The 26,610-nt window shown below is 59.1% G+C and carries 24 protein-coding genes, 1 tRNA gene and 2 pseudogenes; 23 read left to right on the top strand and 4 right to left on the bottom strand.

Translation table 11 applies throughout. The annotated features are described in order from the left end of the window. The first annotated feature begins 13 nt into the window (after window positions 1-13). The 6 genes from holA to BMOU_RS05535 all read left to right on the top strand — a co-directional run bounded on the left by holA (window position 14) and on the right by BMOU_RS05535 (window position 4,113). Window positions 14-994 carry a DNA polymerase III subunit delta gene (gene holA / locus BMOU_RS05560; protein WP_051428922.1) on the top strand — a complete coding sequence of 327 codons (981 nt, stop codon included), beginning with the start codon at window positions 14-16 and terminating at the stop codon, window positions 992-994. A 2-nt stretch (window positions 995-996) separates the two neighbouring features. Further along, window positions 997-1,572: a tRNA (adenosine(37)-N6)-threonylcarbamoyltransferase complex ATPase subunit type 1 TsaE gene (tsaE, locus tag BMOU_RS05555; RefSeq protein WP_034875587.1), complete on the top strand. Its 576-nt coding sequence runs from the start codon at window positions 997-999 to the stop codon at window positions 1,570-1,572. A gap of 69 nt (window positions 1,573-1,641) precedes the next feature. Next, on the top strand, window positions 1,642-2,409 hold the full coding sequence (gene tsaB / locus BMOU_RS05550) for a tRNA (adenosine(37)-N6)-threonylcarbamoyltransferase complex dimerization subunit type 1 TsaB (protein ID WP_034875586.1): 768 nt from the start codon (window positions 1,642-1,644) through the stop codon (window positions 2,407-2,409). 9 nt (window positions 2,410-2,418) lie between these two features. Then, window positions 2,419-2,916 (top strand): ribosomal protein S18-alanine N-acetyltransferase, encoded by a 498-nt coding sequence (rimI, locus tag BMOU_RS05545; RefSeq protein WP_034875584.1) that lies wholly within the window; start codon window positions 2,419-2,421, stop codon window positions 2,914-2,916. Window positions 2,917-2,931: 15 nt separating this feature from the next. Further along, complete coding sequence (tsaD, locus tag BMOU_RS05540) at window positions 2,932-3,975, top strand: tRNA (adenosine(37)-N6)-threonylcarbamoyltransferase complex transferase subunit TsaD (RefSeq protein ID WP_034875581.1); 1,044 nt, start codon at window positions 2,932-2,934, stop codon at window positions 3,973-3,975. Window positions 3,976-4,037: 62 nt separating this feature from the next. Further along, window positions 4,038-4,113, top strand: a tRNA-Asn gene (locus BMOU_RS05535). 34 nt (window positions 4,114-4,147) lie between these two features. Here BMOU_RS05535 and BMOU_RS05530 read toward each other — a convergent pair. Both BMOU_RS05530 and BMOU_RS11820 read right to left on the bottom strand, forming a co-directional pair. Next, window positions 4,148-4,525, bottom strand: coding sequence for a transcriptional regulator (locus BMOU_RS05530; RefSeq protein WP_171001947.1), 378 nt, complete (start codon window positions 4,523-4,525; stop codon window positions 4,148-4,150). 174 nt (window positions 4,526-4,699) lie between these two features. Then, complete coding sequence (locus tag BMOU_RS11820) at window positions 4,700-4,861, bottom strand: hypothetical protein (RefSeq protein WP_371851391.1); 162 nt, start codon at window positions 4,859-4,861, stop codon at window positions 4,700-4,702. On the opposite strand from BMOU_RS11820, the gene BMOU_RS05525 reads away from it, so the two are divergent. Further along, window positions 4,860-5,270, top strand: coding sequence for a M23 family metallopeptidase (locus BMOU_RS05525; RefSeq protein ID WP_371851390.1), 411 nt, complete (start codon window positions 4,860-4,862; stop codon window positions 5,268-5,270). The two genes, BMOU_RS11820 and BMOU_RS05525, sit on opposite strands and share 2 nt — an antisense overlap. Before the next feature lie 100 nt (window positions 5,271-5,370). After that, window positions 5,371-7,182 (top strand): AMP-dependent synthetase/ligase, encoded by a 1,812-nt coding sequence (locus tag BMOU_RS05520; RefSeq protein ID WP_034875573.1) that lies wholly within the window; start codon window positions 5,371-5,373, stop codon window positions 7,180-7,182. A 92-nt stretch (window positions 7,183-7,274) separates the two neighbouring features. On the opposite strand, the pseudogene BMOU_RS05515 reads toward BMOU_RS05520, so the two are convergent. Together BMOU_RS05515 and BMOU_RS05510 are read right to left on the bottom strand one after the other, a co-directional pair. Next, a pseudogene (locus tag BMOU_RS05515) lies at window positions 7,275-8,803 on the bottom strand (substrate-binding domain-containing protein). A 144-nt stretch (window positions 8,804-8,947) separates the two neighbouring features. Continuing rightward, window positions 8,948-10,168: an NADP-dependent isocitrate dehydrogenase gene (locus BMOU_RS05510; protein ID WP_034875572.1), complete on the bottom strand. Its 1,221-nt coding sequence runs from the start codon at window positions 10,166-10,168 to the stop codon at window positions 8,948-8,950. A 136-nt stretch (window positions 10,169-10,304) separates the two neighbouring features. On the opposite strand from BMOU_RS05510, the pseudogene BMOU_RS05505 reads away from it, so the two are divergent. The 15 genes and pseudogenes from BMOU_RS05505 (at window position 10,305) to trpA (ending at window position 26,566) form a co-directional block, all read left to right on the top strand. Beyond that, window positions 10,305-11,430 (top strand): annotated as a pseudogene (locus BMOU_RS05505) (GuaB3 family IMP dehydrogenase-related protein). Window positions 11,431-11,484: 54 nt separating this feature from the next. Beyond that, window positions 11,485-12,192, top strand: coding sequence for a hypothetical protein (locus tag BMOU_RS05500; RefSeq protein ID WP_235143717.1), 708 nt, complete (start codon window positions 11,485-11,487; stop codon window positions 12,190-12,192). A gap of 116 nt (window positions 12,193-12,308) precedes the next feature. After that, window positions 12,309-14,357, top strand: coding sequence for an AMP-dependent synthetase/ligase (locus tag BMOU_RS05495; RefSeq protein WP_034875570.1), 2,049 nt, complete (start codon window positions 12,309-12,311; stop codon window positions 14,355-14,357). A 2-nt stretch (window positions 14,358-14,359) separates the two neighbouring features. Beyond that, on the top strand, window positions 14,360-14,845 hold the full coding sequence (locus BMOU_RS05490; RefSeq protein WP_034875569.1) for a peptide deformylase: 486 nt from the start codon (window positions 14,360-14,362) through the stop codon (window positions 14,843-14,845). Between the two features lie 273 nt (window positions 14,846-15,118). Further along, a complete protein-coding gene (gene rpsB / locus BMOU_RS05485) occupies window positions 15,119-15,937 on the top strand; it encodes a 30S ribosomal protein S2 (protein WP_034875568.1) in 819 nt (272 codons plus the stop codon). Between the two features lie 76 nt (window positions 15,938-16,013). Further along, window positions 16,014-16,865 (top strand): translation elongation factor Ts, encoded by an 852-nt coding sequence (gene tsf / locus BMOU_RS05480; RefSeq protein ID WP_034875567.1) that lies wholly within the window; start codon window positions 16,014-16,016, stop codon window positions 16,863-16,865. Window positions 16,866-17,042: 177 nt separating this feature from the next. Further along, a complete protein-coding gene (gene pyrH, locus BMOU_RS05475) occupies window positions 17,043-17,792 on the top strand; it encodes a UMP kinase (protein WP_034875565.1) in 750 nt (249 codons plus the stop codon). Between the two features lie 48 nt (window positions 17,793-17,840). Then, window positions 17,841-18,395, top strand: a complete 555-nt coding sequence (gene frr / locus BMOU_RS05470; RefSeq protein WP_034875563.1) for a ribosome recycling factor — start codon at window positions 17,841-17,843, stop codon at window positions 18,393-18,395. 56 nt (window positions 18,396-18,451) lie between these two features. Then, a complete protein-coding gene (locus tag BMOU_RS05465; protein WP_034875561.1) occupies window positions 18,452-19,438 on the top strand; it encodes a phosphatidate cytidylyltransferase in 987 nt (328 codons plus the stop codon). A 27-nt stretch (window positions 19,439-19,465) separates the two neighbouring features. Beyond that, complete coding sequence (gene rlmN, locus BMOU_RS05460) at window positions 19,466-20,647, top strand: dual-specificity RNA methyltransferase RlmN (protein ID WP_034875559.1); 1,182 nt, start codon at window positions 19,466-19,468, stop codon at window positions 20,645-20,647. Window positions 20,648-20,740: 93 nt separating this feature from the next. Further along, window positions 20,741-21,511, top strand: a complete 771-nt coding sequence (gene hisF, locus BMOU_RS05455) for an imidazole glycerol phosphate synthase subunit HisF (RefSeq protein WP_034875556.1) — start codon at window positions 20,741-20,743, stop codon at window positions 21,509-21,511. Between the two features lie 56 nt (window positions 21,512-21,567). After that, a complete protein-coding gene (gene hisI / locus BMOU_RS05450) occupies window positions 21,568-21,975 on the top strand; it encodes a phosphoribosyl-AMP cyclohydrolase (protein WP_034875554.1) in 408 nt (135 codons plus the stop codon). Then, on the top strand, window positions 21,972-23,528 hold the full coding sequence (gene trpE, locus BMOU_RS05445) for an anthranilate synthase component I (RefSeq protein WP_034875551.1): 1,557 nt from the start codon (window positions 21,972-21,974) through the stop codon (window positions 23,526-23,528). The genes hisI and trpE overlap by 4 nt, the downstream gene beginning before the upstream one ends. A 45-nt stretch (window positions 23,529-23,573) precedes the next feature. Beyond that, window positions 23,574-25,667, top strand: coding sequence for a bifunctional indole-3-glycerol phosphate synthase/tryptophan synthase subunit beta (locus tag BMOU_RS05440; RefSeq protein ID WP_034875550.1), 2,094 nt, complete (start codon window positions 23,574-23,576; stop codon window positions 25,665-25,667). A 20-nt stretch (window positions 25,668-25,687) separates the two neighbouring features. Then, window positions 25,688-26,566, top strand: a complete 879-nt coding sequence (trpA, locus tag BMOU_RS05435) for a tryptophan synthase subunit alpha (protein ID WP_034875547.1) — start codon at window positions 25,688-25,690, stop codon at window positions 26,564-26,566. Window positions 26,567-26,610 lie beyond the last annotated feature (44 nt).

The raw sequence follows: 26,610 nt of genomic DNA, 5'->3' as shown, positions 1-26,610 counted from the left end.
GAGATTGAATACTATGCCGAAAACATCCGCAGCGAATACGCCCTTCCATATCGTCTTTGGCGGTGACGCATACCTGAACGAACAGATGGTGCGTGACCAGTGCAGTGCCGCGCAACGCAGGTATCCCGATGCGGAATTGATCGAACTGGATGCGGCAGGTGCGGATCATTACGCTTTCGACGAAGCGGTGAGTCCCTCGTTGCTCAGTGATCGTGCGATCGTGAAAATCGTCAACCTGCAAGGCGCAGACGAAGGACTCGGCGACGCCATGGTCGATTACTGCAGGCAGTCATGCAGGAATCCCGCGGATTCCAGCATCGTCATCTGTCAACATGAAGGTGGTGTCAAGGGCAAGCGATTGGTGGACCGGCTCACGAAGGCCGGCGCCGACAAGCAGGTCGTGCCCGATTTGAAGAAGGCCGACGCGAAGCTCAACTTCGTCATGCAATGTTTCGAACGTAGAAACCGTCGTGTGGAACCGATGGCGGCGCAGCAGCTCGTGGCCGTGCTCGGTGAGAAAACCGGCGAGCTTGCCGCAATGGTTTCGCAGCTGTGTTTTGATTTCGACGACGATCCGATGGGCTTGGATCGCGTGAACCAGTACCTTACCTCCAATCCGCAGGTCACGGGTTTTTCCGTGGCCGACCAGGCGATGGCCGGGCGTTCCGCCGATGCCATCATCGCCATGCGGTCCGCGGTGGAACAGGGTATCGATCCGATTGCGCTGATCGGAGCCCTCGCCATGAAGCTGCGTACGCTCGCCAAGGCGTCGGCGGTACAGGCCGGCACCATTTCCCAAGCGGAGGCGAAAACGAATCCTTGGGTGCTGAAAAACGCCACGAGACAGCTTCCCGGATGGACCTCGGCGGGCTTGGGCCGGTGCATCCAGATGCTTGCATGGGCGGACGAGCAAAGCAAAACCAACGGGGGAGACCCGGTCTATGCGCTGGAACGCTCCATCGAACTCATTAGCCAAAAAGGACGGATCGGCTGATTATGAACAACAATGGCCCCACCATCACGGTCAAGACCGGTGACGACATGCGCGCCATCGGAGAACGGTTGTCAAAGCTGACCCGCGGAGGAGATGTGGTGCTGCTTTCCGGACCGCTTGGAGCCGGCAAGACCACGTTCGCGCAGGGTTTTGGTGCCGGTCTCGGCATCGCGGAGCCCATCGTGTCCCCGACATTCACCATCGCCCGTGAACTCGAAGGACGCTTCTCCGACGGATCTTCCGCGCACCTTGTGCACGTTGACGCCTATCGTCTGGGAGGCAACGCCTATGCCCCCGGTCAGGATACCGTGGGCAGGCTCCTGGATGAGCTTGAATCACTGGGACTGGATGAGGAGTTGGAGAATCCAGGCGACAATACGGTGATACTCATGGAGTGGGGCGAACAGATGGCGGCGGCCCTTGCCCCGGAACGGTTGGAAATCCATATCGACCGGCCCGCCGATGCCGGTATGCCGGATGATGACCGGGAGATGACCAGCGATGGCGTGCGTATCGTCACCATGATTCCGGTCGGCTCGGCCTGGAGCGGTTTCGATTTCGAAAACGGTTCCCGCTGACCGGCGTTTTGGACGCTTCTAGCGCCGGTTGTACAGTATCTAGAAGCTTGGCACAAGGAGTTCTTGAAGATGCAGACACTGGTGATCGACACCTCGTATGGTTCCACCGTCGGCGTGGTCGGACACGAACCCATCGTGGAGACCGATTCGCGCACGCACGTCGAGAAACTGCAGGTGAACATCGCCCGTGCCGTCGAACAGGCGGGACTCAGACCGCAGGATATCGAACGTATCGTGGTGGGCATCGGACCGGCGCCGTTCACGGGACTCAGGGCCGGTATCGTGGCGGCCAAGGCATTGGCGTTCGCCACCGGAGCCGAATTGGTGGGGCAGGATGTGCTTTCGCCCCAGGTGCGACTGGTCGATGCGCGCGCGAATGATGACGCATGCCATCTGACGCTTGCAGTCAACGACGCCCGCCGCCGGCAGCTGTACTTCATGCTGAAGGGCGCGGCGCGGGAGGGCGCCACGCCTCGGACATTGATCGAAATGGATATCGACTATCCTCAATCCATCGTGCAACGGGTCGACGCCGCGATCGAACGACTGCGGAAGGAACATCCGAATGTGCGATATGCGGTCGACATCGCGGGCCATGGTGCCATGAAATACGCCACGACATGGAATTCGCTGTCGGCGCTCAGTTCGGTGTCCGACGATACGTTGCTTGATGAGGGGGCTTGCGGATTGGAACGGTTCGCCGCTTTCGCCACATCCGACGAGGCGTTGTCCCATCCCGTCCCCGTTGAACCGCTGTACCTGCGGCGTCCCGACGTATCCGTGCCGAATCCGCTCAAGCATGTGCTCAATCATGCCGGTGCCGATAAAACCGAGTGAGGCGACGATATGATTGTCGATCATACGCAGGTCGAACAGGATATGGCCGTCAGCCAGATCGCCGCATTGGAGGCTGACCTGTTCGGCCACGGCGCCTGGAGCGAACACGCGATCCGGCAGGAGTTCAATGCGCCGGCACGCACCTATCTATTGGACCTTGGGCCGGCGGATGACGATGGGGTTCCGGTCATCCGCGGCTATGCCGGTTTCTGGTATGACGGTGACGACGCGGAAATCATGACCATCGGCGTCGGCAGACCGTTCCAACGTCGTGGAATCGCGGCAACGCTCCTGCGGTCCCTGATCGAGTCGGCCAAAGGACAAGGCGCGAAGCGCATGCTCCTGGAGGTGCGCGTCGACAATGAGCCGGCACTGGGACTCTATGAGCGTTTCGGCTTCACCAAAATGGGTCTGCGCAAACGCTACTACCAGCCCGAAGGAATCGATGCCTACACCATGAGCCTCGATCTTGCACCACGAATCATCGGTTTCCAACCACAGAATTAACGGAGTGTCCAACCAATGAGCGAACCAATCGTACTCGGTATCGAATCCACCTGCGATGAAACCGCCGCGGCCGTGGTGCAGGGCAGAACGCTGATCTCCAACGTCGTGGCCTCGTCCATGAACGAACATGCACGCTACGGTGGCGTGATTCCGGAGATCGCCTCCCGAGCACATGCCGAGGCCTTCGTGCCATGCGTATCGAAGGCCCTGATCGACGCCAATATGACGTTATCCGACATCGATGCCATCGCCGTATCCGCGGGCCCCGGTCTTGCCGGATGCCTCGCCGTCGGCGTTTCCGGGGCGAAGGCGCTGGCCTGGGCCGCGAACAAACCGATCTACGGCATCAATCATGTCATTGGCCATATCGCCGTCACCCAACTGCAGTTCGGCCCGTTTCCCCAAGACACGCTCGCGTTGATAGTCTCCGGCGGCCATACCTCACTGCTGCACGTTGAGGATGTGGCTCGGCATATCGATGTGGTCGGCACCACACTTGACGACGCCGCCGGCGAATGCTTCGATAAAGTGGCTCGACTGCTTGGTTTTCCCTATCCAGGAGGTCCGCATATCGACCGTCACGCCCAGTTAGGCGATCCGCATGCCATCAAGGTGCCGCAAGGACTGACTCAGGGCAAGGCCGGCCAGCAGCATCCCTATGATTTCAGCTTCTCCGGGGTCAAAACCGCCGTCGCACGTTGGATCGAGCAACGGCAGGCCGCCGGCCGTACGGTTCCCGTAGATGACGTATGCGCCTCACTGGCCGATTCCGTCGCCACCGTGCTCGCCAGAAAGGCCATGCGGGGCTGCGAACAGTATGATTCCAAGACGTTGATCGTCGGCGGTGGTTTTTCCGCGAATTCCCAGTTACGCGCCAAACTGTTGGAAGCCGGCAGGGAATGTGGTGTAGAGGTACGTATTCCTCGCATTAAGCTGTGCACCGACAATGGCGCGATGGTGGCCATGCTGGGAGTCAATCTGGTCGAGGCGGGCGTCAGCCCGTCCGCTCCGGATTTCCCGATCGACTCCGCCATGCCTCTGACCAGGATTTCCATGTGACACGCTGAGGTTTTGCAATAGCGCCATTCCGGAGTATCATCTTCGTCTTGTGCACAACGCATTCCTGCGTAGCTCAGTTGGCAGAGCATCCGACTGTTAATCGGACGGTCACTGGTTCAAGCCCAGTCGCAGGAGCCATGGTATGAGCCCTCGAAGGATCGAGGGCTTTTTGTTATTCCAATGAATCCAACACCTCATCGATAAGCGTGCGATCGTGACCTTCTCCCTCACGCAGACGAGGAAAGCGACGCAACGCATTCGCGGGGCTGGCACCCGCTGCGCGCGCCACATTCGATTTGGATTCCCCGTGTGCGATCGCCGTTTCGGCCAGGCGATCCACCAGTGAATCCGCCACCTGGCGAATGCGTTCAGCAACCCACAGCTGTGACAGGGCGGGAGAGAGCGAATAATCGTCCTGCAATTCGCTCGAAGCCTCCTGCACGGCCGCCCATAGCACCATGAACGGTTTGCGATAATAGGCGATTCGTTCCTCAACGGATTCGCTCTCCAGCTGCTGTAGGGCTTTACGTTGCGTGGTGTTGTCACTCATGTCTCCCATCGTAGGGCGCGACACGCCCGGAGCCTGTGGATAACCTCCATCCTCCGACCACAGCCCTCGTTCTGGCTTGACGGGGAAGATAAAGGGTCTTCATGCTGGCAGCAACGACAAAGGAGCCATGGTGAACGAACAGGATTATCAGCGTAGACTTCGACGATACCGGTATCAATGCGACGCCGAGCGCAGTGATTGCGAGCACAGACGGGCGATCGTCTCCTGTCTGGTCACGACGATCGCGGTGCTGATCTGCTGCTGCATGATGGTGCGATCATCGCAGGCCTCGACGATTGCACCATCATCATATTCGGATGACTGCAGCGCACTCATGCGTTGGCCTGTGTCGAACGCCAGAATAACGGAGCGGTTCACGGCACCTGAAAAGGCATGGCTTGCAGGGCATCGGGGCGTCGACCTCAACGTGGAGAAAGGCGAGGAGCTCCTTGCGCCTGCAGATGGCGTAATCGCCTTCGTGGGAAGTGTGGCGGGCAAATCGGTGGTGACCATACGTCACGGCACGATGCATGGCGAGCTGACCTCCACCTTCGAGCCGGCCACCACCGATCTATCCGTGGGGACAATGGTCGAAAGCGGGCATGTCTTTGCGCACGTCGAAGGATCTTCCGACCACTGTGCGGATGTCTGTCTGCACTGGGGGCTTAAAGGCGCCGGTCGCGATTACGTCGATCCGGAGGGGAAAGTCAGATCGACGGCGATCATGCTGAAACCGGTCGGGTGATGTCAATGAAAACGCTGAAAGGCAGGGTGGATTCCAAGGAAGATGACTGATTCGACTATGATGCATACTTGTAGGTTCATGCATTGAGGAGAATAGCGCCATGTATAAGGAATACACGCGTCCTTTGGAACAGTCGATCGACACTGACAAGAACATCTTTTCGGTTCTTGAGGAGCGTGTGAAGCGCGCGCCGAACGATTCCCTGGTCGAGTATAAGAACGGGGAAGGAGCGTGGATGTCCTTCAGTGCGGTTGAATTCCAGGCCAAGGTCATCGCCATCGCGAAGGGTCTGATTGCGCGTGGCATCATGCCGGGAGACTCGGTGTCCATCATTGCCCATACCTGCTGGCAATGGACGGCGCTCGACTTGGCCATCATGTCCATCGGAGCGCTCACCGTGCCCGTGTATGAGACGAATTCGCCGGCTCAGGTCACGATGATCTTCAACGATTCGAAGGTCAAGATGGCATTCGCCGAAGACGATGGCCAACGGGATAAAATCGAGTCGGTGCGCGGGCAATGCGCGGATCTGGGTGACGTTTATGTGATTCGGTTCGGCGCGATCGACACCATCATCGAATACGGTCGTTCCGTATCCGATGCGGAATTCTATGAACGCGAGCACGCCGTCAAGGGTTCCGATCTGGCGACCATCGTGTACACCTCCGGTTCCACGGGAACGCCGAAGGGCATTGAGCTATCCCACGCGAACTTCGTGTTCATCACCTATTCCGGTGTCCGTTCCATGCCCGACATCGCCATGAAGCCCAACCGTCGTCTGCTGCTGTTCCTGCCGCTGGCTCACGTGTTCGCCCGCTATATGCAGTTCTTCAGCTTCGCCGGCAACGTTTCGCTTGGACTGTCCGGCGATCTCAAAACCATTCTGGCCGATTTCCAAGCATTCAAACCGACATTCATCCTGGCCGTGCCTCGGATTTTCGAAAAGATCTACAATGCCGCCTCGCAGAAGGCCGGTTCCGGCTTCAAGGGCCGTGTGTTCGCGGGCGCCACCCAGGTGGCACGCGACTGGTCGCATGCGCAGCAGTCAGGCGAAGGCATTCCACTGGCGCTTGGCATGAAGCATGCGCTGTACAACAAGCTTGTCTACTCGTCGATCATGGACGTATTCGGCGGACATGTGGAGTATGCGGTCTCCGGTGGCGCGCCTCTTGACTCCTCCATCGCACACTTCTTCAACGGTGTGGGTCTGCCCTTGCTTGAAGGCTATGGCATGACCGAAACCTGCGCCCCATCCAGCGTGAACCCAACGACCGGCTACAAGATCGGCACCATCGGGCTGCCGTTGCAGGGCGTGACCATGGGCGTTGACGAGGAGGGCGAGCTGTGCATCACAAGCCCGGCCGTATGCGTGGGCTATCATAACCATCCGGAAGTCACCAAGCAGCAGATCGTCGACGGATGGCTGCACACCGGGGACCTCGGATCCATCGACGATGACGGATTCGTGTCCATTGTCGGACGCAAGAAGGACCTCATCATCACGGCGGGTGGCAAGAACGTCTCCCCAAGCGAGATGGAGGCCTCCATCATGACTTCGCCTGTGGTGAGCCAGTGCGTGGTGATAGGTGACCGCAAGCCGTTCATCGCGGCCATCATCTCCCTCGATCTGGCGGAGACGAATCTGTGGCTTGAATCGCAGGGCGCCGAACGTGTGGAGAATCTTGAAGAGGCCACGAAGAACCCGATCGTTCGGGCCGAAGTGGAACGTGCCGTCAACAAAGCCAATGAATCGGTATCCCGTGCCGAATCCATCCGAAAGTTCGAGATCGTGCCCGACGAGTTCACTGAAGAGAACGGTCTGGTCACGCCGAGCATGAAGGCTCGCCGCCAAGCGGTCGTCGAATACTACAAGACCCTGATCGACACCGTGATCTACGTGCCAAGAAAATAGGCATTGGTATTCGTAGATGGCGGGAGGGCCGCACCGGAAATCAACCGGCACGGCCCTCCCGCCATCTACGAATTCGAATCGATCGGCATCGTCTACATTCCGGCGTCGGCCAGAGAGATGTACCCCGGTTCGATAAGCGTTTTTTTTCAGATTATAGGCGCTGACCGCCAGGGCATCTTCCTGTACGGTGGGCGTCTTCTGTCCGCTTACGGTGGTGTTTTTGACGAAACTCAGTCCGTCGATCTTCTGCGATGCGTTGAAGCGTACGCATACCTCGGCGATGTCCTGGGCAAAGGCCTTGCGATTCTCCAATGCGGTCATCCATTGCTGTCCGTTCACGATGCTCGGCATGGAACCTGCATAGGCTCCGTAACCGGTGACGATCGGCCATTGCGCGTTCTGTTTGTCGATGGATTCGTCCTTGCCGGAATCATCGGCGGACTCATCGTCGTCATCCGATTCCGGGGCCTTGATGGGGTCCGGAACGGCTTTTTTTCTTCAGATCATGCTTGCCTGCGATGTTGTCCATGATGCCGGAGATCGTAATCGAAGGATTGATATCCGCAGCCGAGCCGGTGTATGCCAGATCCGATAATTCGGCGATGACCGCGTCCGCCACGAAATCGTTGCAGGCGATCACGCCATCAATGCGTGTATGGCTGGACCTATCCTTGTCCATGCCGAGACGTTCAGCCAACACCTGTCTGATCTGCTCGCTTTTCGTGGCCTCGAACGCCACCTTCCGCCAGTCGTCATCGGTGCTGGACGCGGTCAGCTTACCGGAAGGGCTTACGGCCTTACCGTCTTTGAAATACGGGCCCAACACCTTCCATATCCCCTTGAACACCGATTGGGCGAAGGTCGCATCGATGTCCTGACCGCTCTCATCGGTCGTATCGTAGGGGAGCAGTACCTCGATATGCTTCGGATTGTCGGAACTCGTCTTGTCCAAAGCCAACTTGCTTGCCAATTTCTGCGCCTGCAGCATGCCGATCTGCTCCGCATCGGACATCTTTACGAACGCATCCGGAACGTATTCCTGCAGGCTGTTGGAGATCAGCACCACCTTCATGCCTTCGTCCTGGGCAAGCCGCAATGCGGAAACCAGGCGTTCCGCGGATTGCGCGTAGGCCTGCTCGTCTTCATCCGAGGAATCGTCGTTCCAGGTGATGGCACGGCTCACATAATCGCCGTACTGTCTGTCCGATTCGGTGGTATTCGCCACAGGAGCCACAACCAACGTGGTCTTCGTCTTCTTGGCGGCGCCGGTCACGTGATTCACCACGTAATCCTGCACGCTTTGGCTTTGCCTATCCAGACTCGAAGCGGTTCTGACGGTGATGTTCCTACTGTCCACCCCCTTGGATTTCAAGGAGGATACGATTTCCGGCACCAGCTTCTCCCACTTGCTCAAAGGGGTCTGCTGCGAGATGGTGATACCGTCCGAGGGAGCGAAGATCACGACATTGCCGTCTTTCGTCGTACTGGATGCGCTGGCGGAGGAGGATGCCGCCGACGAAACGTCATCCGACCGTGAGCAGGCGCCCATGGCTAGGAGCAACCCCGCCGATGCCGCCAACGCGATCAGTCGTTTCGCCATAGCTGTGCAGTGCAATGTCATGCCGTCGTTCCTTCGCTGGTGTCGCTGATATTCCTGTGCTGACCATGATTGTAATATCTGGTCATCGAAAAGGCCTGAACATATGCGTGAATGCGCACATATTCAGGCCGGAATCATATGGGGACGGGAACGGGGCGGTGACCCTTATTCCGACAGAGCCGCGGCAAGAGCCTCATCAAGGGCGTCCATGAAGCCCTCGGTGTCGAGCCACGGCTGGTCCGGGCCGATCAGCATGGCCAGATCCTTGGTCATCTTGCCACCCTCCACGGTATCGACGATGACCTTCTCCAGCGTCTCGGCGAAATGCTTGACTTCGGGCGTATTGTCGAGATCGGCGCGGTGCTTGAGGCCACCGGTCCACGCGAAGATGGAGGCGATCGGGTTGGTGGATGTCTTCTCACCTTTCTGCCAACGACGATAATGGCGGGTCACGGTACCATGTGCGGCTTCGGCCTCGACGGTCTGACCGTCAGGGGTCATGAGCACGGAGGTCATCAGGCCGAGTGAACCGAAGCCCTGCGCCACGGAATCGGACTGCACGTCGCCGTCATAATTCTTGCAGGCCCAGATATAGCCGCCATGCCACTTGAGGGAACTGGCCACCATATCGTCGATCAGACGATGCTCGTAGGTCAGGCCGGCAGCTTCGTACCTGTCCCTGTATTCCGTTTCGAACACCTCTGCGAAGATGTCCTTGAACTGGCCATCATATGCCTTGAGAATCGTGTTCTTGGTGGACAGATACACCGGATAGCCACGCATCAGCCCGTAGTTGAAGCAGGCGCGCGCGAAGCCACGAATCGAATCGTTGACGTTGTACTGCACCTGGGCCACGCCGCCGTCGGGCCCATAGTTGTAGACCACATGCTCGATCGGTTCGGAACCATCTTCCGGAGTGAAGGTGACGGTAAGCGTGCCGGCTCCCGGCACCTTGAAGTCGGTGGCCTTGTATTGATCGCCAAAGGCATGACGGGCCACGACGATCGGTTTGGTCCAGCCCGGAACCAGACGTGGCACATTGCTCATGACGATTGGTTCGCGGAAGATGGTACCGCCAAGAATATTGCGGATGGTGCCATTGGGGGACTTCCACATCTTCTTGAGGCCAAATTCCTTGACGCGGGCTTCGTCCGGGGTGATGGTGGCGCACTTGACGCCGACATGCTCGCGCTGGATCGCCTTGGCCGCGTCGATGGTCACCTGATCGTCGGTGGCGTCGCGGTTCTCGATGCCCAGATCGTAGTAGTCGAGATCCACATCGAGATACGGCAGAATCAGACGATCCTTGATGTCCTTCCAGATGACACGGGTCATCTCGTCGCCGTCGAGCTCGACGACCTTGCCTTCGACCTTGATTTTGGCCATGTGTTGCCCTCCTGTCGGGATTGAAGGTTATGTGTTCCGTCATAGCGGAAGTGTGTTAATTTCGTGTGGCAATGTCCAAATTCGACAGATGGACACGGTACGTCCACTGTCATTGCTGAGCATTAGCCTTGAAGCCATGTCTCAGGAAATTGAAATCGGTTTGGGCAAGAAGGGCCGTCTGGCCTATTCATTGGACGATGTCGCCATCGTTCCCTCCCGTCGTACCCGTGATCCGCAGGATGTATCGACCGCATGGCAGGTCGATGCCTATGAATTCGACATTCCGGTCATCGGTGCGCCGATGGATTCGGTGACCAGTCCGGCCACCGCCATCGCCATGGGCAAGATGGGCGCGCTGGGCGTGTTGGATCTGGAGGGTCTGTGGACCCGATACGACGATCCGCAACCGTTGCTTGACGAAATCGCGCAGCTGCCTGCGGATCAGGCCACCAGCCGCATCCAGCGGATCTATGCCGAGCCGATCAAGCCGGAGCTCATCGTGCAGCGTCTGCATGAAATCCGTGATGCCGGCGTCACCGTCGCCGGAGCTCTGTCTCCGCAACGCACCCAGGACTATTATTCGACCGTGCTTGATGCCGGGGTCGACCTGTTCGTGATTCGCGGCACCGTCGTGTCCGCCGAGCATGTGTCAAGGAACCATGAACCGCTGAATCTTAAGAAGTTCATCTACGATCTGGATGTGCCGGTCATCGTCGGAGGGGCCGCCAACTACACCGCCGCCCTGCATCTGATGCGTACCGGTGCGGCCGGCGTGCTGGTCGGATTCGGGGGCGGCGCGGTCTCCGCCAACCGCAACACCATCGGCGTGCATGCCCCGATGGCCACCGCCATCGCCGACGTGGCCGAGGCCCGTCGCGATTATATGGATGAATCCGGTGGCCGCTATGTGCAGGTGATCGCCGATGGCAGCATGGGAGACTCCGGCAGTTTCGTCAAGGCATTTGCGCTTGGCGCCGATGCCGTGATGCTCGGTTCGCCGCTGGCCCGTGCCGAGGAGGCTCCGGGGGCAGGGGATGCATTGGGGTACCGAGGCCCGCCATCAGACGCTGCCGCGTGGTTTCCGCACGAACGTCGGCACCGTCGGATCCCTGGAGAGCGTTCTGTTCGGTCCGAGCCATCAGGCCGATGGCACCACCAATTTCATCGGTGCTCTGCGCCGTGCCATGGCCACCACGGGTTATGTCGATCTCAAGAGTTTCCAGCGCTGCTCGGTAACGGTCGCTCCGCATTGCGCCCGTTGACGTTCCGCTTCTGACGAGGGGTTGTCCACATATCCACAAATCCCTTCCGCCGATTTGACGGAAGGGATTTTTGACGCTGTAATGAATATACCCCCATATTCGATGGTGAATATGAATGTTCAGGAAAGGAGTCCTATGAAGGATCCCGAAGAAGAAGTTCCTCCTCCCGATGACGATATGCAGCAGGAGGAGGCCGAGCAGGAACCCGATGAAATTCCGGAGGACATCCCGTCCTCTGGATTGGATGCCATACTGGATCCGAATGATGAGACCAACACGATGTGGCGGGAATATGTGGACAAACCGAAAACGCCATTACCCGTCTTCGATGGCTTCATTGCCGTCGAACTCTCCGCCGAACCCATCCCATTCCACTTCGTACGCACCGATGCCGTGGAATGGGACCCGCAACAGGCTCATGCCATGGCGATGAACTCGGCACGCATCGCTTGCGATTCCGCAGATATCTTCCGCGGCAGGGCGAAGCCGGCGCGCATAGAGCGCAGAATGACGCCGGCATGCCTGAGACGATTGGAAAATGCCTCCCAGCTGTTGGTCGACCATATGCGTAGAGATGCGCGATTGCATGCCAGAATCGGAATACTGCCCGTCATTATGGGATCCATCAGCGGGTGGCTGGTCAACCCGCGAAAATTCGACTGCGTGGTCATGCTGCGCATCGGCGCCGAACGAATGTGCTGCAACATGGTGTTCGAGCGGATGGGAACCGTTTGGAAATGCTCGTATTCCGATATCGGTTGACACTTGCGGCGTAACTGAAAACGAAAAATAGACAGAATCCTTGGAAACGGCAACATCCAGCCGCTTCCAAGGATTTTCAGCGTGCCTTGAGAAAGCTGCAACTACTATAGGGATTCATGTTGCGTGAATTTATACCGGAACCTGCATACAACACCACTGATGAGGACACCGTGTATTCGCTGCTCTCCAAACGCGCCGAGCGAAACCCCGACGATCTGATCGCCCAGTGGCAGGATAATGAGACCCGACATTGGCATGACGTGACTGCCGGACAGATGCTTGATCGAGTGAAAAGCGTGGCCAAGGGTTTGCTCGGGCTCGGAGTCAAGCCCGGCAGCATGGTGGTCATCTACTCGGCGACCTGTTATGAATGGGGCGTCGTCGATTTCGCATGCGCCGCGATCGGTGCGGTAAGCGTACCCGTATATGAGACGGATTCAGCCAGGCAGACGGCCTCCATCATCGAGGAGGTGAATCCCGTCATCGCCTTCGCCGGCGATTTCTCGCATACACAGACGCTGGAACAGATTCGCGATAGCCATGATGGACTGAAGTACGTGTTCAATTTCGAAGCGGATGGACTCGATGCCGTCGCCGATTTCGGCCAGGCAATCGATGACATTACGCTCGACAAAGCCATCTCGCGGGTCAAGGCCGATGACATGCTGACCATCGTCTACACTTCAGGCTCCACAGGCAAACCGAAGGGTGCGATGCTATCGCACCGTAATTTCACGCATATCGTGCTCAACGGGTACATCATTCTCGATGAGATGCTCTATCAGCCGAATCGATTGATGCTGTTTCTGCCGTTGGCGCATTGCTTCGCCCGATATATCCAGTATGTGGCCATCGGTGGTCAAGGCGTGGTCGGTTACCTGCCGGGCGCCAAGCACCTGTTGGCCGATCTGCGTAGCTTCAGGCCCACCTATCTGCTTGGTGTGCCGCGTGTGTTCGAAAAGGTGTACAACGCGGCCTCGCAGAAGGCTGGTGCGGGCATCCGCGGCCGTCTGTTCGCCAAGGCCTTCGAGCATTTCGTGCAGTGGTCCAAAGACGAGCAGGAGACTGGTCATCATTCGATTGCCGCACGTGCCGAGCATACGTTCTTCATGTCCACCGTGGGCAAGTCCATTCGCTCCGCTCTTGGCCCGAACATGCGCTATCTGGCATGCGGCGGCGCGCCGTTGAACGTCGATCTGGCCCATTTTTTCAATGGCATGGATGACATTACGTTCATCCAGGGGTATGGCATGACCGAGACCGCGGCCCCGATGATCGTCAACTGGCAGGATGCCAACCGTGTGGGATCCGTAGGCAAACCTGGTCCCGGAATGGGCGTGCGCACCGACGATGACGGCGAGCTGCTTGTCGAGGGGCCGAACGTGTTCCTCGGCTACTACAAGAAGCCTGAACTCACCGCCGAGGTCAAGCTGCCCGATGGATGGCTGCGTACCGGAGATCTCGGCACCATCGACGATGACGGTTTCGTGTACATCACAGGCCGTAAGAAGGACATCATCATCACCGCAGGCGGCAAGAACGTGAGTCCTGCTCCGATGGAGGACATCATCAACACCTGTCCGATCGTCTCGCACAGCGTGGTTGTGGGGGATGGCAAGCCGTTCATCGGCGCGCTGATCGAGCTTGATCCGGAGATGGTGCGCTCCTGGCTCTCCCAGCAGGGCCTCGATGCCAATATGCCGTTGCGTCAGGTTGCGGGCAACGATGCGGTGCACGCCTTCATTCAGCAGTACGTCGAAAAGGCCAATGCCAACGTATCCCGTGCGGAATCGGTGCGTAAGTTCGAGGTGCTGGGTGAGGAATTCAGCCAGGACAACGGCACGCTGACCGCCAGCCTGAAGGTGGTTCGTCCGAAGGTGCTGCAGCGCTACGCCGAAACGATCGAGAACGTACTGTACGCACCAAAGCCTTCCGGAAAGCCGCTTCCAAGGACCGTGCAGATTCTTGACCGCACCACGGAAACGGTCAAGCAGGCGTCTGAAAGCGTTCGGCAGGCATCGGAATCCATGAGCCCGAAGGTTCGGCAGGCATTTGATACCATGCAGGAGAAAATCAAGAGGCAGGCTGAGGAATCGCATGGTGAAGCTGAGGCGTCGGTCGATTCCGCGGTATCTGCAACGACGAACATAGATGAGGAGAAATAATCTTGGCAATCCGTGAGATTCGAGTCGTGCCCGATCCGGTGCTACGCACCCCGTGCGATCCCATCAAGGAAATCACTCCGGCCGTACGCCATCTGGTGCAGGATCTGCTGGACACCGTTGACGATCCGGGTCGCGCCGGCCTGTCGGCCAACCAGATCGGGGTGAACCTGCGTGCATTCTCCTACAACATCGACGGCAAGGTCGGCTACGTCCTGAATCCCGTACTCGAAGAGACCAGCGGCGAGCAATACGGCGATGAGGGGTGCCTGTCGGTGCCGGGCTTGTGGTACAAGACCCGTCGTGCCGATTACGCCCGGGTGCGTGGCATCGATCTGGATGGGAACCCGGTCGTGCTGGAAGGGCATGGCATCATGGGTCGTATGCTGCAACACGAGACGGATCACCTGGATGGCCATGTCTATCTTGATCGTCTCGAAAAGGAGGAACGCCGCGAGGCGATGCGATACATGCGCAATCACCGCCAGTAGGCCTTTTGCTCCCAGCGAAAACGCAGATATCATACGCATACGGGGTCCCGTCCGGAAAAAAGACGGGGCCCCGTGCTATTTTCATATTTCGTATGCCACTCGGCGAGAGGCGCAGTCGCAAGCGTTTCGGACCAACCATTATCGTCAACCGGCATGCGACAAATTCGCGTCATGCTCGCGACGACCTGTGTCGGTCGGCCCCACCCTGCAGGCGGGGCTGCACGCAGGGACGCATGACCAGGCAAGAACCGACAAGAAAGAGGTAGCAATACCATGGCTCAGATCACTATGAGCGACATGCTGAAGGCAGGTCTGCACTTCGGCCACCAGACCCGTCGTTGGAACCCGAAGATGAAGCAGTACATCCTCACCCAGCGCAACGGCATTCACATCATCAACCTGTTCAAGTCGCTCGACATGATCGACGCCGCCTATGACTTCATCAAGGCCACCGTCGCTCATAACGGCACCGTGCTGTTCGTCGGCACCAAGAAGCAGGCTCAGGAAGCGGTGTCCACCCAGGCCACCCGCGTGAACATGCCGTATGTCTCCGAGCGCTGGCTCGGCGGCATGCTGACCAACTTCCAGACCGTGTCCAAGCGCGTTTCCCGTCTCAAGGAACTCGAAGAGATGGACTTCACCGACGTGCACGGCTCCGGCCTGACCAAGAAGGAACTGCTGCTCCTCGAGCGCGAGAAGGATAAGCTGGCCAAGCAGCTGGGCGGTATTCGCAACATGAACCGTACCCCGTCCGCCATGTTCGTCGTTGACGTCAACAAGGAGGCTCTGGCCGTCGAAGAAGCCCACAAGCTGGGCATTCCGGTCGTCGCCATCGTCGACACCAACGCCGATCCGGAATCCGTCGAGTACCCGATCGCAGCCAACGACGACGCCATCCGCGGCATCGAACTGCTGACCAGCCTCATGGCCGATGCAGTGGCCGAGGGCCTGCTGGAGCGTTCCGGCAAGGCCGCCAAGGCCGAGGGTGAAGCCGAGCAGCCGATGGCCGCTTGGGAGAAGGAGCTCCTGACCGAAGGCGCTCCGGCCGCAGAAGCCCCGGCTGAAGCTGAAGGCGAAGCCAAGGCCGAGTGAACACGTCCTCTATGATGGGAGGTGCAATGCCTCCCATCATGTGGGGCATCATAAATTTTCCAGAGGAGACAAATCAATGGCAGCAATCACTGCAGCTCTGATCAAGCAGGTGCGCGAGGAAACCGGCGCCGGCATGATGGACGTTAAGAAGGCCCTGACCGAGGCCGAGGGTGACGTGGCTCGCGCCAAGGAAATCATCCGCGCCAAGGGCATCCAGGCCGCGGGCAAGCGCGAAGGCCGCAAGGCTCAGGAAGGCACCATCGCCTCCAAGGTCGTGGAATCCGCCGACGGCCAGACCGGTTATGCCGTCGAACTCAACTCCGAGACCGACTTCGTGGCCAAGACCCCGAAGTTCGTGGAGTTCGCGGACAGCGTTCTCGAAGACGCCGTCAAGGCCGAGGCATCCTCCGTGGATGAGGTTCTGGCAGCCGCTTCCGGCGAAGCCACCGTGAAGGAGGCCGTCGAAGAGGCGGCAGCCCTGTTTGGCGAGCATGTCAAGGTCGGCCAGTTCGCCAAGGTCGCCGGCCCGCATGTCGAGATCTACGCCCACAAGAAGTCCGCTGAGATGCCGCCGAGCATCGTGGCCATGATCGCCACCGATGAGGCGGGCGCCGCCGTAGCCCACGAAGCCGCTCTGCAGATTTCCGCAATGGGCGCCCAGTGGCTGACCCGTGAGGATGTTCCGGCCGATGTGGTCGAATCCGAGCGTCGTGTGGCCACCGAGAAGTCCCTGGCCGAAGGCAAGCCGGAGAAGATCGTTCCGAAGATCGTGGAAGGCCGTCTGAACGCTTTCTACAAGGAGAACGTCCTGCTTGAGCAGTCCTACGTCAAGGATCCGTCCAAGACCGTCGGCGACCTGTTCAAGGAAGTGGGCGGTACCGCCCTGGCCTTTGCTCGTGTGGAGGTCGGCAAGGGCGAAGCCGAGTGAACTCGCATATGATGAATCCGTGACACACGGTGCCACGGATTCATCCCGAGGCGGTCATCATGCGCAATGATGGCCGCCTTTTACGTATGAGTCGTGTCGCTCATACATGGTGTCGTTGTTTGCCGATAGTCTTGAGAGCGGTAAATTTCGTGAGTTTTCGGGCAAGAAAGGCTTTTCATGACTGACGAAAACACTGGTGACAATCCGCGCAGGGTGCTGCTCAAGCTTTCTGGCGAGGCGTTCGGCGGAGGCAAGGTCGGCATCGATACGACCGTGATTCGGCGCATCGCAGGTGAGATCGTTCCCGCTGTCCAGCAGGGTGTTCAGGTGGCGATTGTGGTCGGCGGCGGCAACTTCTTCCGTGGGGCCGAACTGCAGCAGGCCGGCATCGACCGTTCCCGCGGCGATTACATGGGCATGCTCGGTACCGTGATGAACTGCCTGGCATTGCAGGATTTTCTGGAACAGGAGGGTCAGGCCACCCGAGTGCAGACCGCCATCACCATGGGGCAGGTCGCCGAACCGTATATTCCGCTCAAGGCGATTCGTCATCTTGAAAAAGGCCGTGTCGTGATCTTCGGCGCCGGTGCGGGCATGCCGTACTTCTCCACCGACACCGTGTCCATTCAGCGATCGCTGGAAATTCACTGCGATGAGGTGCTTATGGGCAAAAACGGTGTGGATGGCGTCTACACCGCCGACCCGCGCAAGGACGAGAGCGCCAAGCGCTTCGCAACCCTGAGCTACAACCGCGCACTCGTCGACAACCTGGCCGTCATGGACGCCTCCGCGCTTTCCATGGCTCGCGACAACAAGCAGCGCATTCGCGTGTTCGGCCTTGAAGGCGAAGGCAACGTCACCCGCGCCTTGCTCGGCGAGGGAATTGGTACCATGGTTTCCACCGCGGAGTCCTCGCTGGCCGAGTAACGACATTCAACGTCGAATATCGATCAATCACAAACAAGGAGTATGAATATGGCAAGCATCGTCGATCAGGCAAAGGCCCAGATGGCCAAGTCCGTCGAATCCACCAAGGAGAATTTCTCCGGTATCCGTACCGGTCGGGCCAACCCGGCCCTGCTCAACGGCATCACCGTCGATTACTACGGCGCTCCGACACCGCTGAAGGCCGTCGCCACCATCGGTGTCCCGGAACCACGCACCCTGTCCGTCACCCCGTTCGATGCCTCGCAGGCCAATGCCGTGGAAAAGGCCCTGCGCGATTCCGATTTGGGCGCCAGCCCGCGCCGTGACGGCAACGTCATTCGACTGACCATGCCGGAGCTTACCGAAGAGCGTCGCAAGGAATACGTCAAACTCGCCAAGGGCAAGGCGGAAGACGGCAAGGTCGCCGTGCGCAACATCCGCCGCAAGGCCAAGGAATCCATCGACAAGGCCATCAAGGACGGCGATATGGGCGAAGACGAGGGCGACCGCCTTCTGAAGGAGCTCGACAAGGTCACCAAGCAGACCACCGACGAACTCGACACCCTGCTCGAAGCCAAGCAGAAGGAGATCATGGAGGTCTGATTCGCGGACATTCATGATCGACAATCGACGCCAGCAGAGACAGTCAAGGAACCATGATGGAGCATCAGGAACAGCGCGAGAAGGAAGCCGAAGAGGCCATCAACGCCATCAATAGGAAAACAGGGCGTAATATGCCGCAGGCCATCGCCACCGCGGCCGTGCTGGTCGTGCTTATTCTGGCATGCCTGCTGATCAGCATCGACCTATTCGTCTATCTTGTCGTGCTGTTCATGCTGCTCGCATTATGGGAGCTGCGTGTCGACTTCGCCACCGCCGGGTTGCATATCCCGGTGGTGACGCTGTGGATCTGTTCGACGGTGACACTGCTGGCCACCTTCTACAGCGATCGGCATATCGTTGCCATGACACTCTGCGTGCTGGTGTCGATGTTGCTGGTGGCCATCGCCGCAAGCGCCAAGGTGACGTTCGGCAGCAGAATCTCGTTGGCCGTCGCCAACAAGCTGTCCCACACCGATGCCGGCGCAAGACTCGAATCGTCGTTCAACCATGAGCGGGGCGAGATCAGCCACAGCCGTCTCAGCCACGTGGCGGTCTCCATGTTCACCGTACTGTACATTCCGCTGCTCGCCTCCTGCCTGATCATGCCTTTGACATTCAACGACCATCCGGTGGCGCACGCCATCATGCTGGTGTTCATGCCGGCCCTGAGCGACACCGGCGGCCTATTCGCCGGCGCCTGGTTGGGCAAGCACAAGCTCAGCCCCCGCATCTCGCCGAAGAAGTCGTGGGAGGGACTGGCCGGCTCCATCGTATTTGCCATGGCAGGTGCGTTCGCGGTGATGTTCTGCACCTATGATTCCTCCGTTTGGATGTCCCGTTGGTGGGTACCTGTCGTCGCAGGCATCATGATCGGCGTCGCCGGTACGTTCGGTGACCTGTGCGCATCCATGCTCAAGCGTGATATCGGCATCAAGGACATGGGCCATCTGCTCAAGGGGCATGGCGGCGTAATGGATCGTGTCGACTCCATACTGCTGTGTGCACCGTTCGTGTGCGTACTGCTATGGGCCACCGGCATGTAACGAATAAGAGGATTGGTTGACACTGTGATGAACGACCCCGTGAACACCGCGAAGGATCTGCCTGAGACCGGTATCACGCCCGGAGGCACCACCGGTGCGTTCCGTGACGTGCTTTCCAAGAATCATGCTCGTCGAGGCAAGCCGCCGCTGCATTTTGCCGACATGAGTGAGGACGAGCGAATCGCCAAGGCCAAGGAACTCGGCCTGCCGAAATTCCGGGTCAGGCAGCTTGCCAATCATTACTATGGCCATTTCGATGTGAATGCCGGGGAATTCTCCGATTTTCCCGCAGCCAAACGCGCCGAAGCGGCCGAAGCGTTCTTTCCGACATTGATCACCGAAGTCACCCGTCAGATAGCCGATGAGGGCACCACCATAAAAACGCTGTGGCGTTTGTTCGACGGTTCGCTGATCGAATCCGTACTGATGCGCTATCCGACACGAACCACACTGTGCATCTCCAGCCAGGTGGGCTGCGGCATGGGTTGTCCGTTCTGCGCCACTGGCAAGCTCGGTCTGACCCGCAATATGTCCGCCGGAGAGATTCTCGAACAGGTGCGCGTAGCGGCGAAGGCCATGCGCGATGGAGAGGTCGCCGGCGGTCCCGGGCGTCTGAGCAATATCGTGTTCATGGGCATGGGCGAGCCGATGGGGAATTACAGGTCCGTATTGAGTGCGGTCCGCCAGATCAGCGCCATGCCACCCGAAGGCTTCGGCATTTCCGCACGTAATGTCACCGTATCCACTGTCGGCGTGGTTCCGGGGATCAGAAAGCTTGCCGCTGAAGGCATTCCGGTCCGTCTTGCGGTATCCCTGCACGCTCCCAGCGATGAATTACGCGACGAGCTGGTGCCGATGAACAAGCGTTTTGACACCACTCAGGTGCTGGATGCCGCCCATGACTACTATCTGGCCTCCAAACGTCGCGTCAGCATCGAATACGCGTTGATGCGCGGCATCAACGACCAGGTCGAGCATGCCCGTCTGCTGGCCAAACGGCTCAATCATTATGGAGACAACTGGGCCCACGTCAATCCCATTCCACTCAACCCCATCGAAGGATCGAAGTGGACGGCATCCAAACCGGAGGATGAGCGACGGTTCCTGGATATTCTGCATCAGGCGGGTGTCACCGCCACCCTGCGCGACACTCGTGGCCAAGATATCGACGGCGCCTGCGGACAACTCGCGGCAAAAGAGCGGCAATAGTCTGTCCGCTACTCGGACTTCATGCGAACATGCGTAACGCGTAGCGGTTACTCTTGCAATCGTTGTACGAAACCGTAAGCGAGGAGAAGCAGCATGTCATTGGCAGTCCGAGTCATCCCATGTCTTGATGTCGACGCGGGACGAGTGGTCAAGGGCGTGCATTTCGAAAACCTCCGCGATGCCGGGGACCCGGTCGAACTCGCCGCCGAATACTACCGTCAAGGTGCCGATGAACTGACGTTCCTCGACGTCACCGCATCCAGTTCGCATCGCCAGACCATGGTGGATGTGGTCAGCCGCACCGCGGAACAGATTTTCATTCCATTGACCGTAGGTGGTGGCGTACGCACCCCGGAAGACGTTGACTCCCTATTGCGCTGCGGCGCCGACAAAGTCGGCGTCAATACGGCGGCCATCAACGATCCGACCCTGATCAGCCGTGTATCCGAACGTTTCGGTAACCAGGTGCTGGTGCTTTCCGTCGATGCCCGCCGTGAACAGGGGGAGCGCCACACCCGGTCCGGCTTTGAGGTGACCACCATGGGAGGGCGCAAATCCACGGGCATCGATGCCATCTGGTGGGTCAAGCGCGCGCAGGAGCTCGGTGCCGGCGAGATTCTGCTGAACTCAATGGATGCGGATGGCACCCAACAGGGTTTTGACATCGAGATGATCAAGGCCGTGCGCAGGGAAGTCAAGATTCCCATCATCGCCTCCGGCGGTGCGGGCAAGGCCTCCGATTTTCCCCCGGCAATCGAGGCCGGTGCCGATGCCGTGCTCGCCGCGTCGATCTTCCATTACGGCAAAGTCTCCATCGGAGAGGTCAAGTCCGCCATCAAGGCCGCCGGATACACCGTACGCTGAGATGGCGGCATTCATCAATTGTTCCCATAATCGAAAAGAACGACATCAAGATTACTATGACCAACGAAGCATACGATAACAGCGTCAATCTCGATCCCCGCATCGCGGCACGCCTTAAGCGTGATGGAAAGGGATTGGTTGCGGCGGTGATTCAGCAGTTCGATACCAAGGAGGTGCTGATGGTCGGCTATATGAACGATGAGGCCGTCCGCCGCACCCTGACCACCGGTCGAGTGACGTTCTGGTCCCGTTCCAGACAGGAATATTGGCGTAAGGGCGATACGTCCGGCCACGCCCAATATGTCAAATCCTTCGCTCTGGATTGCGATGGGGACGCCATTCTGGTCGAGGTCGATCAGGTCGGAGCCGCCTGCCATACCGGCAAGCGGTCCTGCTTCGAGGAGGGCGGCCGGTTGCCGGTGGTCGTGGGTCACCGGACCAAGGAACAGGAGGAACAACGATGAGCGAATGCAGCGTACGCAACCTCAAGTGGGGCGCCACCTGGCCAGACCGCGAACAGTTCCATGAGCTCGCGGACGAAGGATACCGCGTCATTCCCATCGTACGCAGACTTCTTGCCGATTCGCTGACCCCGGTCGGCTTCTACGAGCGCCTGGCGGGAGACCGTTCCGGCACCTTCATTCTCGAATCCGCTGAATTCGGGGGAACCTGGAGCCGTTACAGCTTCATCGGCGTCAACTCCATGGCGCAGTTGCGCTCCAATGATGGCAAGGCCGACTGGCTGGGCAAAGTCCCGGTGGGAGTTCCCACCCAAGGCGATGTGATCGAGGTGGCGCATGCCACACTGAAAACACTGAAGGCACCGCATGTCGACGGTCTGCCAAACCTCACCAGTGGTCTGGTGGGTACGGTCGGATGGGATTCCATTCGTCATTGGGAGCCGACTTTGCGTGCCGAAGCCCCGAACGAGACGGGACAGCCCGAAACCGTACTGGCATTGGCCACCGACATCGCCGTGGTCGACCATGTGTCAGGTTCGGTGTGGATGATCGCCAACGCGGTCAACGTCGATGATCGCCCGACACGTGCCGATGCCGCGTACGACGAGGCCATAACGAGACTTGACACCATGCAACGCAAGGCCGCGACACCTGTCGGGGGAGAGGTGCGCGTCAACGTGCTGGACGAGACCATCAGCCAACCGGAGCTCCGTTTCCGTACGGAGAAGGCTGATTACGAGCATGCCGTCGAGGTCGCCAAACGGCACATCATCGATGGCGATGTATTCCAGGTGGTCATCTCCCAGCGTCTTGACATCGATTCCCCCGCCGATCCGTTCGACGTCTACCGCGTTTTACGTACGCTCAATCCCAGCCCGTACATGTATTTCATGGCATTGACCGACGCTCAGGGCCGCGATTTCAATGTTATCGGCTCCAGTCCGGAAACACTGATCAAGGTCGACAATGGCCATGCCATGACTTTCCCGATTGCCGGCTCCAGACCGCGTGGCGCCACCGTTGAGGAAGACGAACAGCTGGCCAAGGACCTGCTCGCCGATCCGAAGGAACGTAGCGAGCACATCATGCTGGTGGATCTCGCCCGCAACGATCTGAGCCGCGTGTGCCAGCCGGAAAGCGTGGAAGTCGTCTCGTTGATGGACATCAAACGATTCAGCCACATCATGCACATCTGCTCCACAGTGACCGGTCGGGTGAACCCCGACATGACTTCATTCGACGTGTTCACCTCCGCATTCCCCGCAGGAACGCTTTCCGGCGCACCCAAACCCCGGGCCATCGAAATCATCGACGAGCTTGAACCAGCCGATCGCGGCATCTACGGCGGCACCATCGGCTACTTCGATTTTTCGGGCAATCTCGATATGGCCATCGCCATTCGAACCGCATTCATTCGGAATCATGAAGCGAGCGTGCAGGCCGGAGCCGGAATCGTACTTGATTCCGTACCGGCCAGTGAGTGGCAGGAGACGCGCAACAAGGCGGAGGCCAGCGTCGAGGCGGTGCAGATCGCCTCGCAGCTTCGCCAGCTGTAGAAGCCAGGAAGCTTACCAATCGAGTAAACCACTGAAAGGAATACCATGTCTGTACTCGATGAGTTGGTGGCAGGAGCCGTCGAAGACCAGCAGGCGCGCGAGAAGGACGTGCCGCTCGACGAAGTGATGCGGCAGGCGGCCCAGGCTCCCGCGCCGATTGATGCGCGCCGATGGCTGAAGAGGGCGGATGGCATTCCGGTCATTGCCGAAATCAAAAGAGCGTCGCCTTCCAAAGGCCATCTCAGCGACATTCCCGATCCCGCGGCATTGGCCCACGAATACGAGCGTGGCGGTGCAAGCGCGATTTCCGTGCTTACCGAAGGGCGTCGTTTCCTTGGCTCACTCGATGATTTCGACAAGGTTCGTGCCGCCGTGCACATTCCGGTGTTGCGTAAGGACTTCATCGTCACCGAATACCAGGTATGGGAGGCTCGCGCTCATGGAGCCGATCTGGTGTTGCTCATCGTCGCGGCGTTGAATGATGCCAGACTCAAGTCGTTGCTTGATCTGGCACATAGCCTCGATATGACGGTGTTGGTCGAGACACACACCCGCGAAGAGATTCAGCGAGCCATCAATGCCGGTGCGCGCGTGATCGGCATCAATGCGCGCAATCTCAAAGACCTGAAGGTGGACGTCAACAGATACAACGAACTCGCGGCCGACCTTCCGGACGATGTCATCCGAGTCGCCGAATCCGGTGTATTCGGAGCCGTCGAACTTGAAGACTATGCCCGCGCCGGAGCCGACGCGGTGCTCGTAGGCGAGGGTGTCGCCACCGCCGCCAACCATGAACAGGCCGTAGAACGTCTAGTAAAGGCAGGAGCAAGAGTGAAAGCATCAGAACAAACCCCGTTGAGCACCCATGAAGGCCCGTATTTCGGACAATTTGGCGGACGCTACGTGCCGGAGGCGCTGATCACGGCACTTGACGAGCTCGAGCGTGTCTATGCGGAGGCCAAGGCCGATCCGGAATTCCACAAGGAGCTGGCCAGACTCAACCAGCAGTACGTGGGTCGCCCGTCGCCGCTGACCGAAGCCCCTCGTTTTGCCGAACGCCTTAAGGAGAAGACCGGTCTGGATGCCCGTATCTTCCTCAAACGAGAGGATCTGAACCATACCGGTGCCCACAAGATCAATAACGCTCTCGGACAGGCGTTGCTGGTCAAGCGTATGGGCAAGACCCGCGTCATCGCCGAAACCGGCGCAGGCCAGCACGGTGTGGCCACCGCCACCGTATGCGCCATGCTTGGCCTGAAATGCCGCATCTACATGGGCCAGATCGATGCCCGCCGTCAGGCCCTGAACGTAGCCCGCATGCGCATGCTCGGCGCCGAAGTCGTAGAGGTCACCTTGGGAGACCGCATTCTCAAGGATGCCATCAACGAAGCGCTGCGTGACTGGGTCACCAACGTCAAGGACACGCATTATCTGCTCGGCACCGTTGCAGGACCACATCCGTTCCCGGGCATGGTACGTGATTTCCAGAAGATCATCGGCGAGGAAGCCAAGCAGCAGCTGCGGGATTGGTACGGCATCGACCATCCGGACGCAATCTGCGCCTGCGTCGGCGGCGGCTCCAACGCCATCGGCATCATGAACGCCTTCCTGGATGACGAACGTGTGAACCTGTATGGGTATGAAGCTGGAGGCAATGGTCCGGAATCCGGGCGTCACGCCATCCGTTTCGCTCCCGGCACCGGCGAGCTGGGCATGTTCCAGGGAGCCAAGAGCTATCTGCTCGAAAACTCCGAAGGTCAGACGCTCGACACCTATTCCATCTCCGCGGGCCTCGATTATGCATCCGTGGGTCCGGAACATGCATGGCTCAAGGATATCGGACGGGTCAACTATTCGTGGGCCACCGATGAGGAGGCCATGAGCGGTTTCAAGGATCTGTGCGAGACCGAAGGCATCATCCCCGCCATCGAAAGCTCCCATGCCGTCGCCGGCGCGTACAAGGCCGCCGAGGATCTCAAGGCCAAGGGCTATGAACATCCGGTGATGATCATCAACATCTCCGGTCGTGGAGACAAGGACATGAACACCGCGGGCAAGTGGTTCGGCTACCTGACCGATGAGCAGGCCAAGGCGCTGGAGGCCAACGGCGCTCAAGGCAACAACGCAGACGGCGAGTGAAAAGAAGGAGAGCGATCATTATGACGAATGCAAACGACGCAACCACCCCGTCCGGTCAGCCGTTGGGTATCAGCCACAAACCAAGCCCGACCGAAGCCATGTTCGACGAGTTCAAAGCCGACAACAAGCCGGCGTTCATCGGGTACCTTCCATACGGATTCCCGAACCCGGACTACTCGCTTAAGGCGTTCAAAACCATGGTCGAGCATGGTGTCGATGCCGTGGAGATCGGTCTGCCGTACTCCGATCCCGTGATGGACGGACCGGTCATTCAGGCCGCTTCCCAGATCGCCATCGACAATGGCGAACGGATAGCCAACGTGTTCAGGGCCGTGGAGACCGTGGCCAATGCAGGGGGAGTGCCTCTGGTCATGAGCTATTGGAATCTGATCTTCCACTACGGTGTCGAACGTTTTGCGCGCGACTTCGAAAACGCCGGCGGCGCCGGACTGATCACGCCGGATCTCATTCCGGATGAGGCCGGCGAATGGATTGAAGCCTCCGATCGCCATGGCCTGGATCGTATCTTCCTGGTATCTCCGGACTCGACCGCCGAGCGTCTGAAAGTCGTGGCCGACAACGCCCGTGGATTCGTCTACGCCGCCGCCCGTATGGGTGTGACCGGCGAACGCGCCACCATTGACGCCTCGCCTCAGGAACTGGTGGCTCGTACCCGTGAAGCGGGCGCGAGGAACGTATGCGTCGGCATTGGCGTTTCCACCGCCGAGCAGGGGGCGCGTGTCGGTTCCTATGCCGACGGTGTGATCGTCGGTTCCGCCTTGGTGCACACCATGCTCGATGAGACCGGCAGCCTTGCCGTGGACGAGACGACCGGTCTCAAGGCTCTTGCCGCCAAGGCCGAGGAGCTTGCCGAAGGCATTCACAACGCCCGTAACTGAATCATGAAATAAGGGGTTCGCGCAGCTCGCACATATCGGCTGCG

This window comes from Bifidobacterium moukalabense DSM 27321 (genome assembly GCF_000522505.1).
In the GTDB taxonomy this organism is placed as follows: domain Bacteria; phylum Actinomycetota; class Actinomycetes; order Actinomycetales; family Bifidobacteriaceae; genus Bifidobacterium; species Bifidobacterium moukalabense.
The sequence above is the reverse complement of the archived record's forward strand: the minus strand, read 5'-3'. Positions and strand labels throughout refer to the sequence as shown.

What these genes read in the sequence shown, in the direction of transcription:
- BMOU_RS05495 (WP_034875570.1), top strand. Translation starts at nt 12,309, where the DNA reads ATGTTGCGTGAATTTATACCGGAACCTGCATACAACACCACTGATGAG.
- tsaD (WP_034875581.1), top strand. Translation starts at nt 2,932, where the DNA reads ATGAGCGAACCAATCGTACTCGGTATCGAATCCACCTGCGATGAAACC.
- hisI (WP_034875554.1), top strand. Translation starts at nt 21,568, where the DNA reads ATGACCAACGAAGCATACGATAACAGCGTCAATCTCGATCCCCGCATC.
- rlmN (WP_034875559.1), top strand. Translation starts at nt 19,466, where the DNA reads ATGAACGACCCCGTGAACACCGCGAAGGATCTGCCTGAGACCGGTATC.
- trpA (WP_034875547.1), top strand. Translation starts at nt 25,688, where the DNA reads ATGACGAATGCAAACGACGCAACCACCCCGTCCGGTCAGCCGTTGGGT.
- pyrH (WP_034875565.1), top strand. Translation starts at nt 17,043, where the DNA reads ATGACTGACGAAAACACTGGTGACAATCCGCGCAGGGTGCTGCTCAAG.
- BMOU_RS05530 (WP_171001947.1), bottom strand. Translation starts at nt 4,525, where the DNA reads ATGAGTGACAACACCACGCAACGTAAAGCCCTACAGCAGCTGGAGAGC.
- BMOU_RS05440 (WP_034875550.1), top strand. Translation starts at nt 23,574, where the DNA reads ATGTCTGTACTCGATGAGTTGGTGGCAGGAGCCGTCGAAGACCAGCAG.
- rpsB (WP_034875568.1), top strand. Translation starts at nt 15,119, where the DNA reads ATGGCTCAGATCACTATGAGCGACATGCTGAAGGCAGGTCTGCACTTC.
- holA (WP_051428922.1), top strand. Translation starts at nt 14, where the DNA reads ATGCCGAAAACATCCGCAGCGAATACGCCCTTCCATATCGTCTTTGGC.
- tsf (WP_034875567.1), top strand. Translation starts at nt 16,014, where the DNA reads ATGGCAGCAATCACTGCAGCTCTGATCAAGCAGGTGCGCGAGGAAACC.
- frr (WP_034875563.1), top strand. Translation starts at nt 17,841, where the DNA reads ATGGCAAGCATCGTCGATCAGGCAAAGGCCCAGATGGCCAAGTCCGTC.
- trpE (WP_034875551.1), top strand. Translation starts at nt 21,972, where the DNA reads ATGAGCGAATGCAGCGTACGCAACCTCAAGTGGGGCGCCACCTGGCCA.
- BMOU_RS05525 (WP_371851390.1), top strand. Translation starts at nt 4,860, where the DNA reads ATGCGTTGGCCTGTGTCGAACGCCAGAATAACGGAGCGGTTCACGGCA.
- tsaE (WP_034875587.1), top strand. Translation starts at nt 997, where the DNA reads ATGAACAACAATGGCCCCACCATCACGGTCAAGACCGGTGACGACATG.
- BMOU_RS05510 (WP_034875572.1), bottom strand. Translation starts at nt 10,168, where the DNA reads ATGGCCAAAATCAAGGTCGAAGGCAAGGTCGTCGAGCTCGACGGCGAC.
- hisF (WP_034875556.1), top strand. Translation starts at nt 20,741, where the DNA reads ATGTCATTGGCAGTCCGAGTCATCCCATGTCTTGATGTCGACGCGGGA.
- BMOU_RS11820 (WP_371851391.1), bottom strand. Translation starts at nt 4,861, where the DNA reads ATGAGTGCGCTGCAGTCATCCGAATATGATGATGGTGCAATCGTCGAG.
- BMOU_RS05520 (WP_034875573.1), top strand. Translation starts at nt 5,371, where the DNA reads ATGTATAAGGAATACACGCGTCCTTTGGAACAGTCGATCGACACTGAC.
- tsaB (WP_034875586.1), top strand. Translation starts at nt 1,642, where the DNA reads ATGCAGACACTGGTGATCGACACCTCGTATGGTTCCACCGTCGGCGTG.
- rimI (WP_034875584.1), top strand. Translation starts at nt 2,419, where the DNA reads ATGATTGTCGATCATACGCAGGTCGAACAGGATATGGCCGTCAGCCAG.
- BMOU_RS05465 (WP_034875561.1), top strand. Translation starts at nt 18,452, where the DNA reads ATGGAGCATCAGGAACAGCGCGAGAAGGAAGCCGAAGAGGCCATCAAC.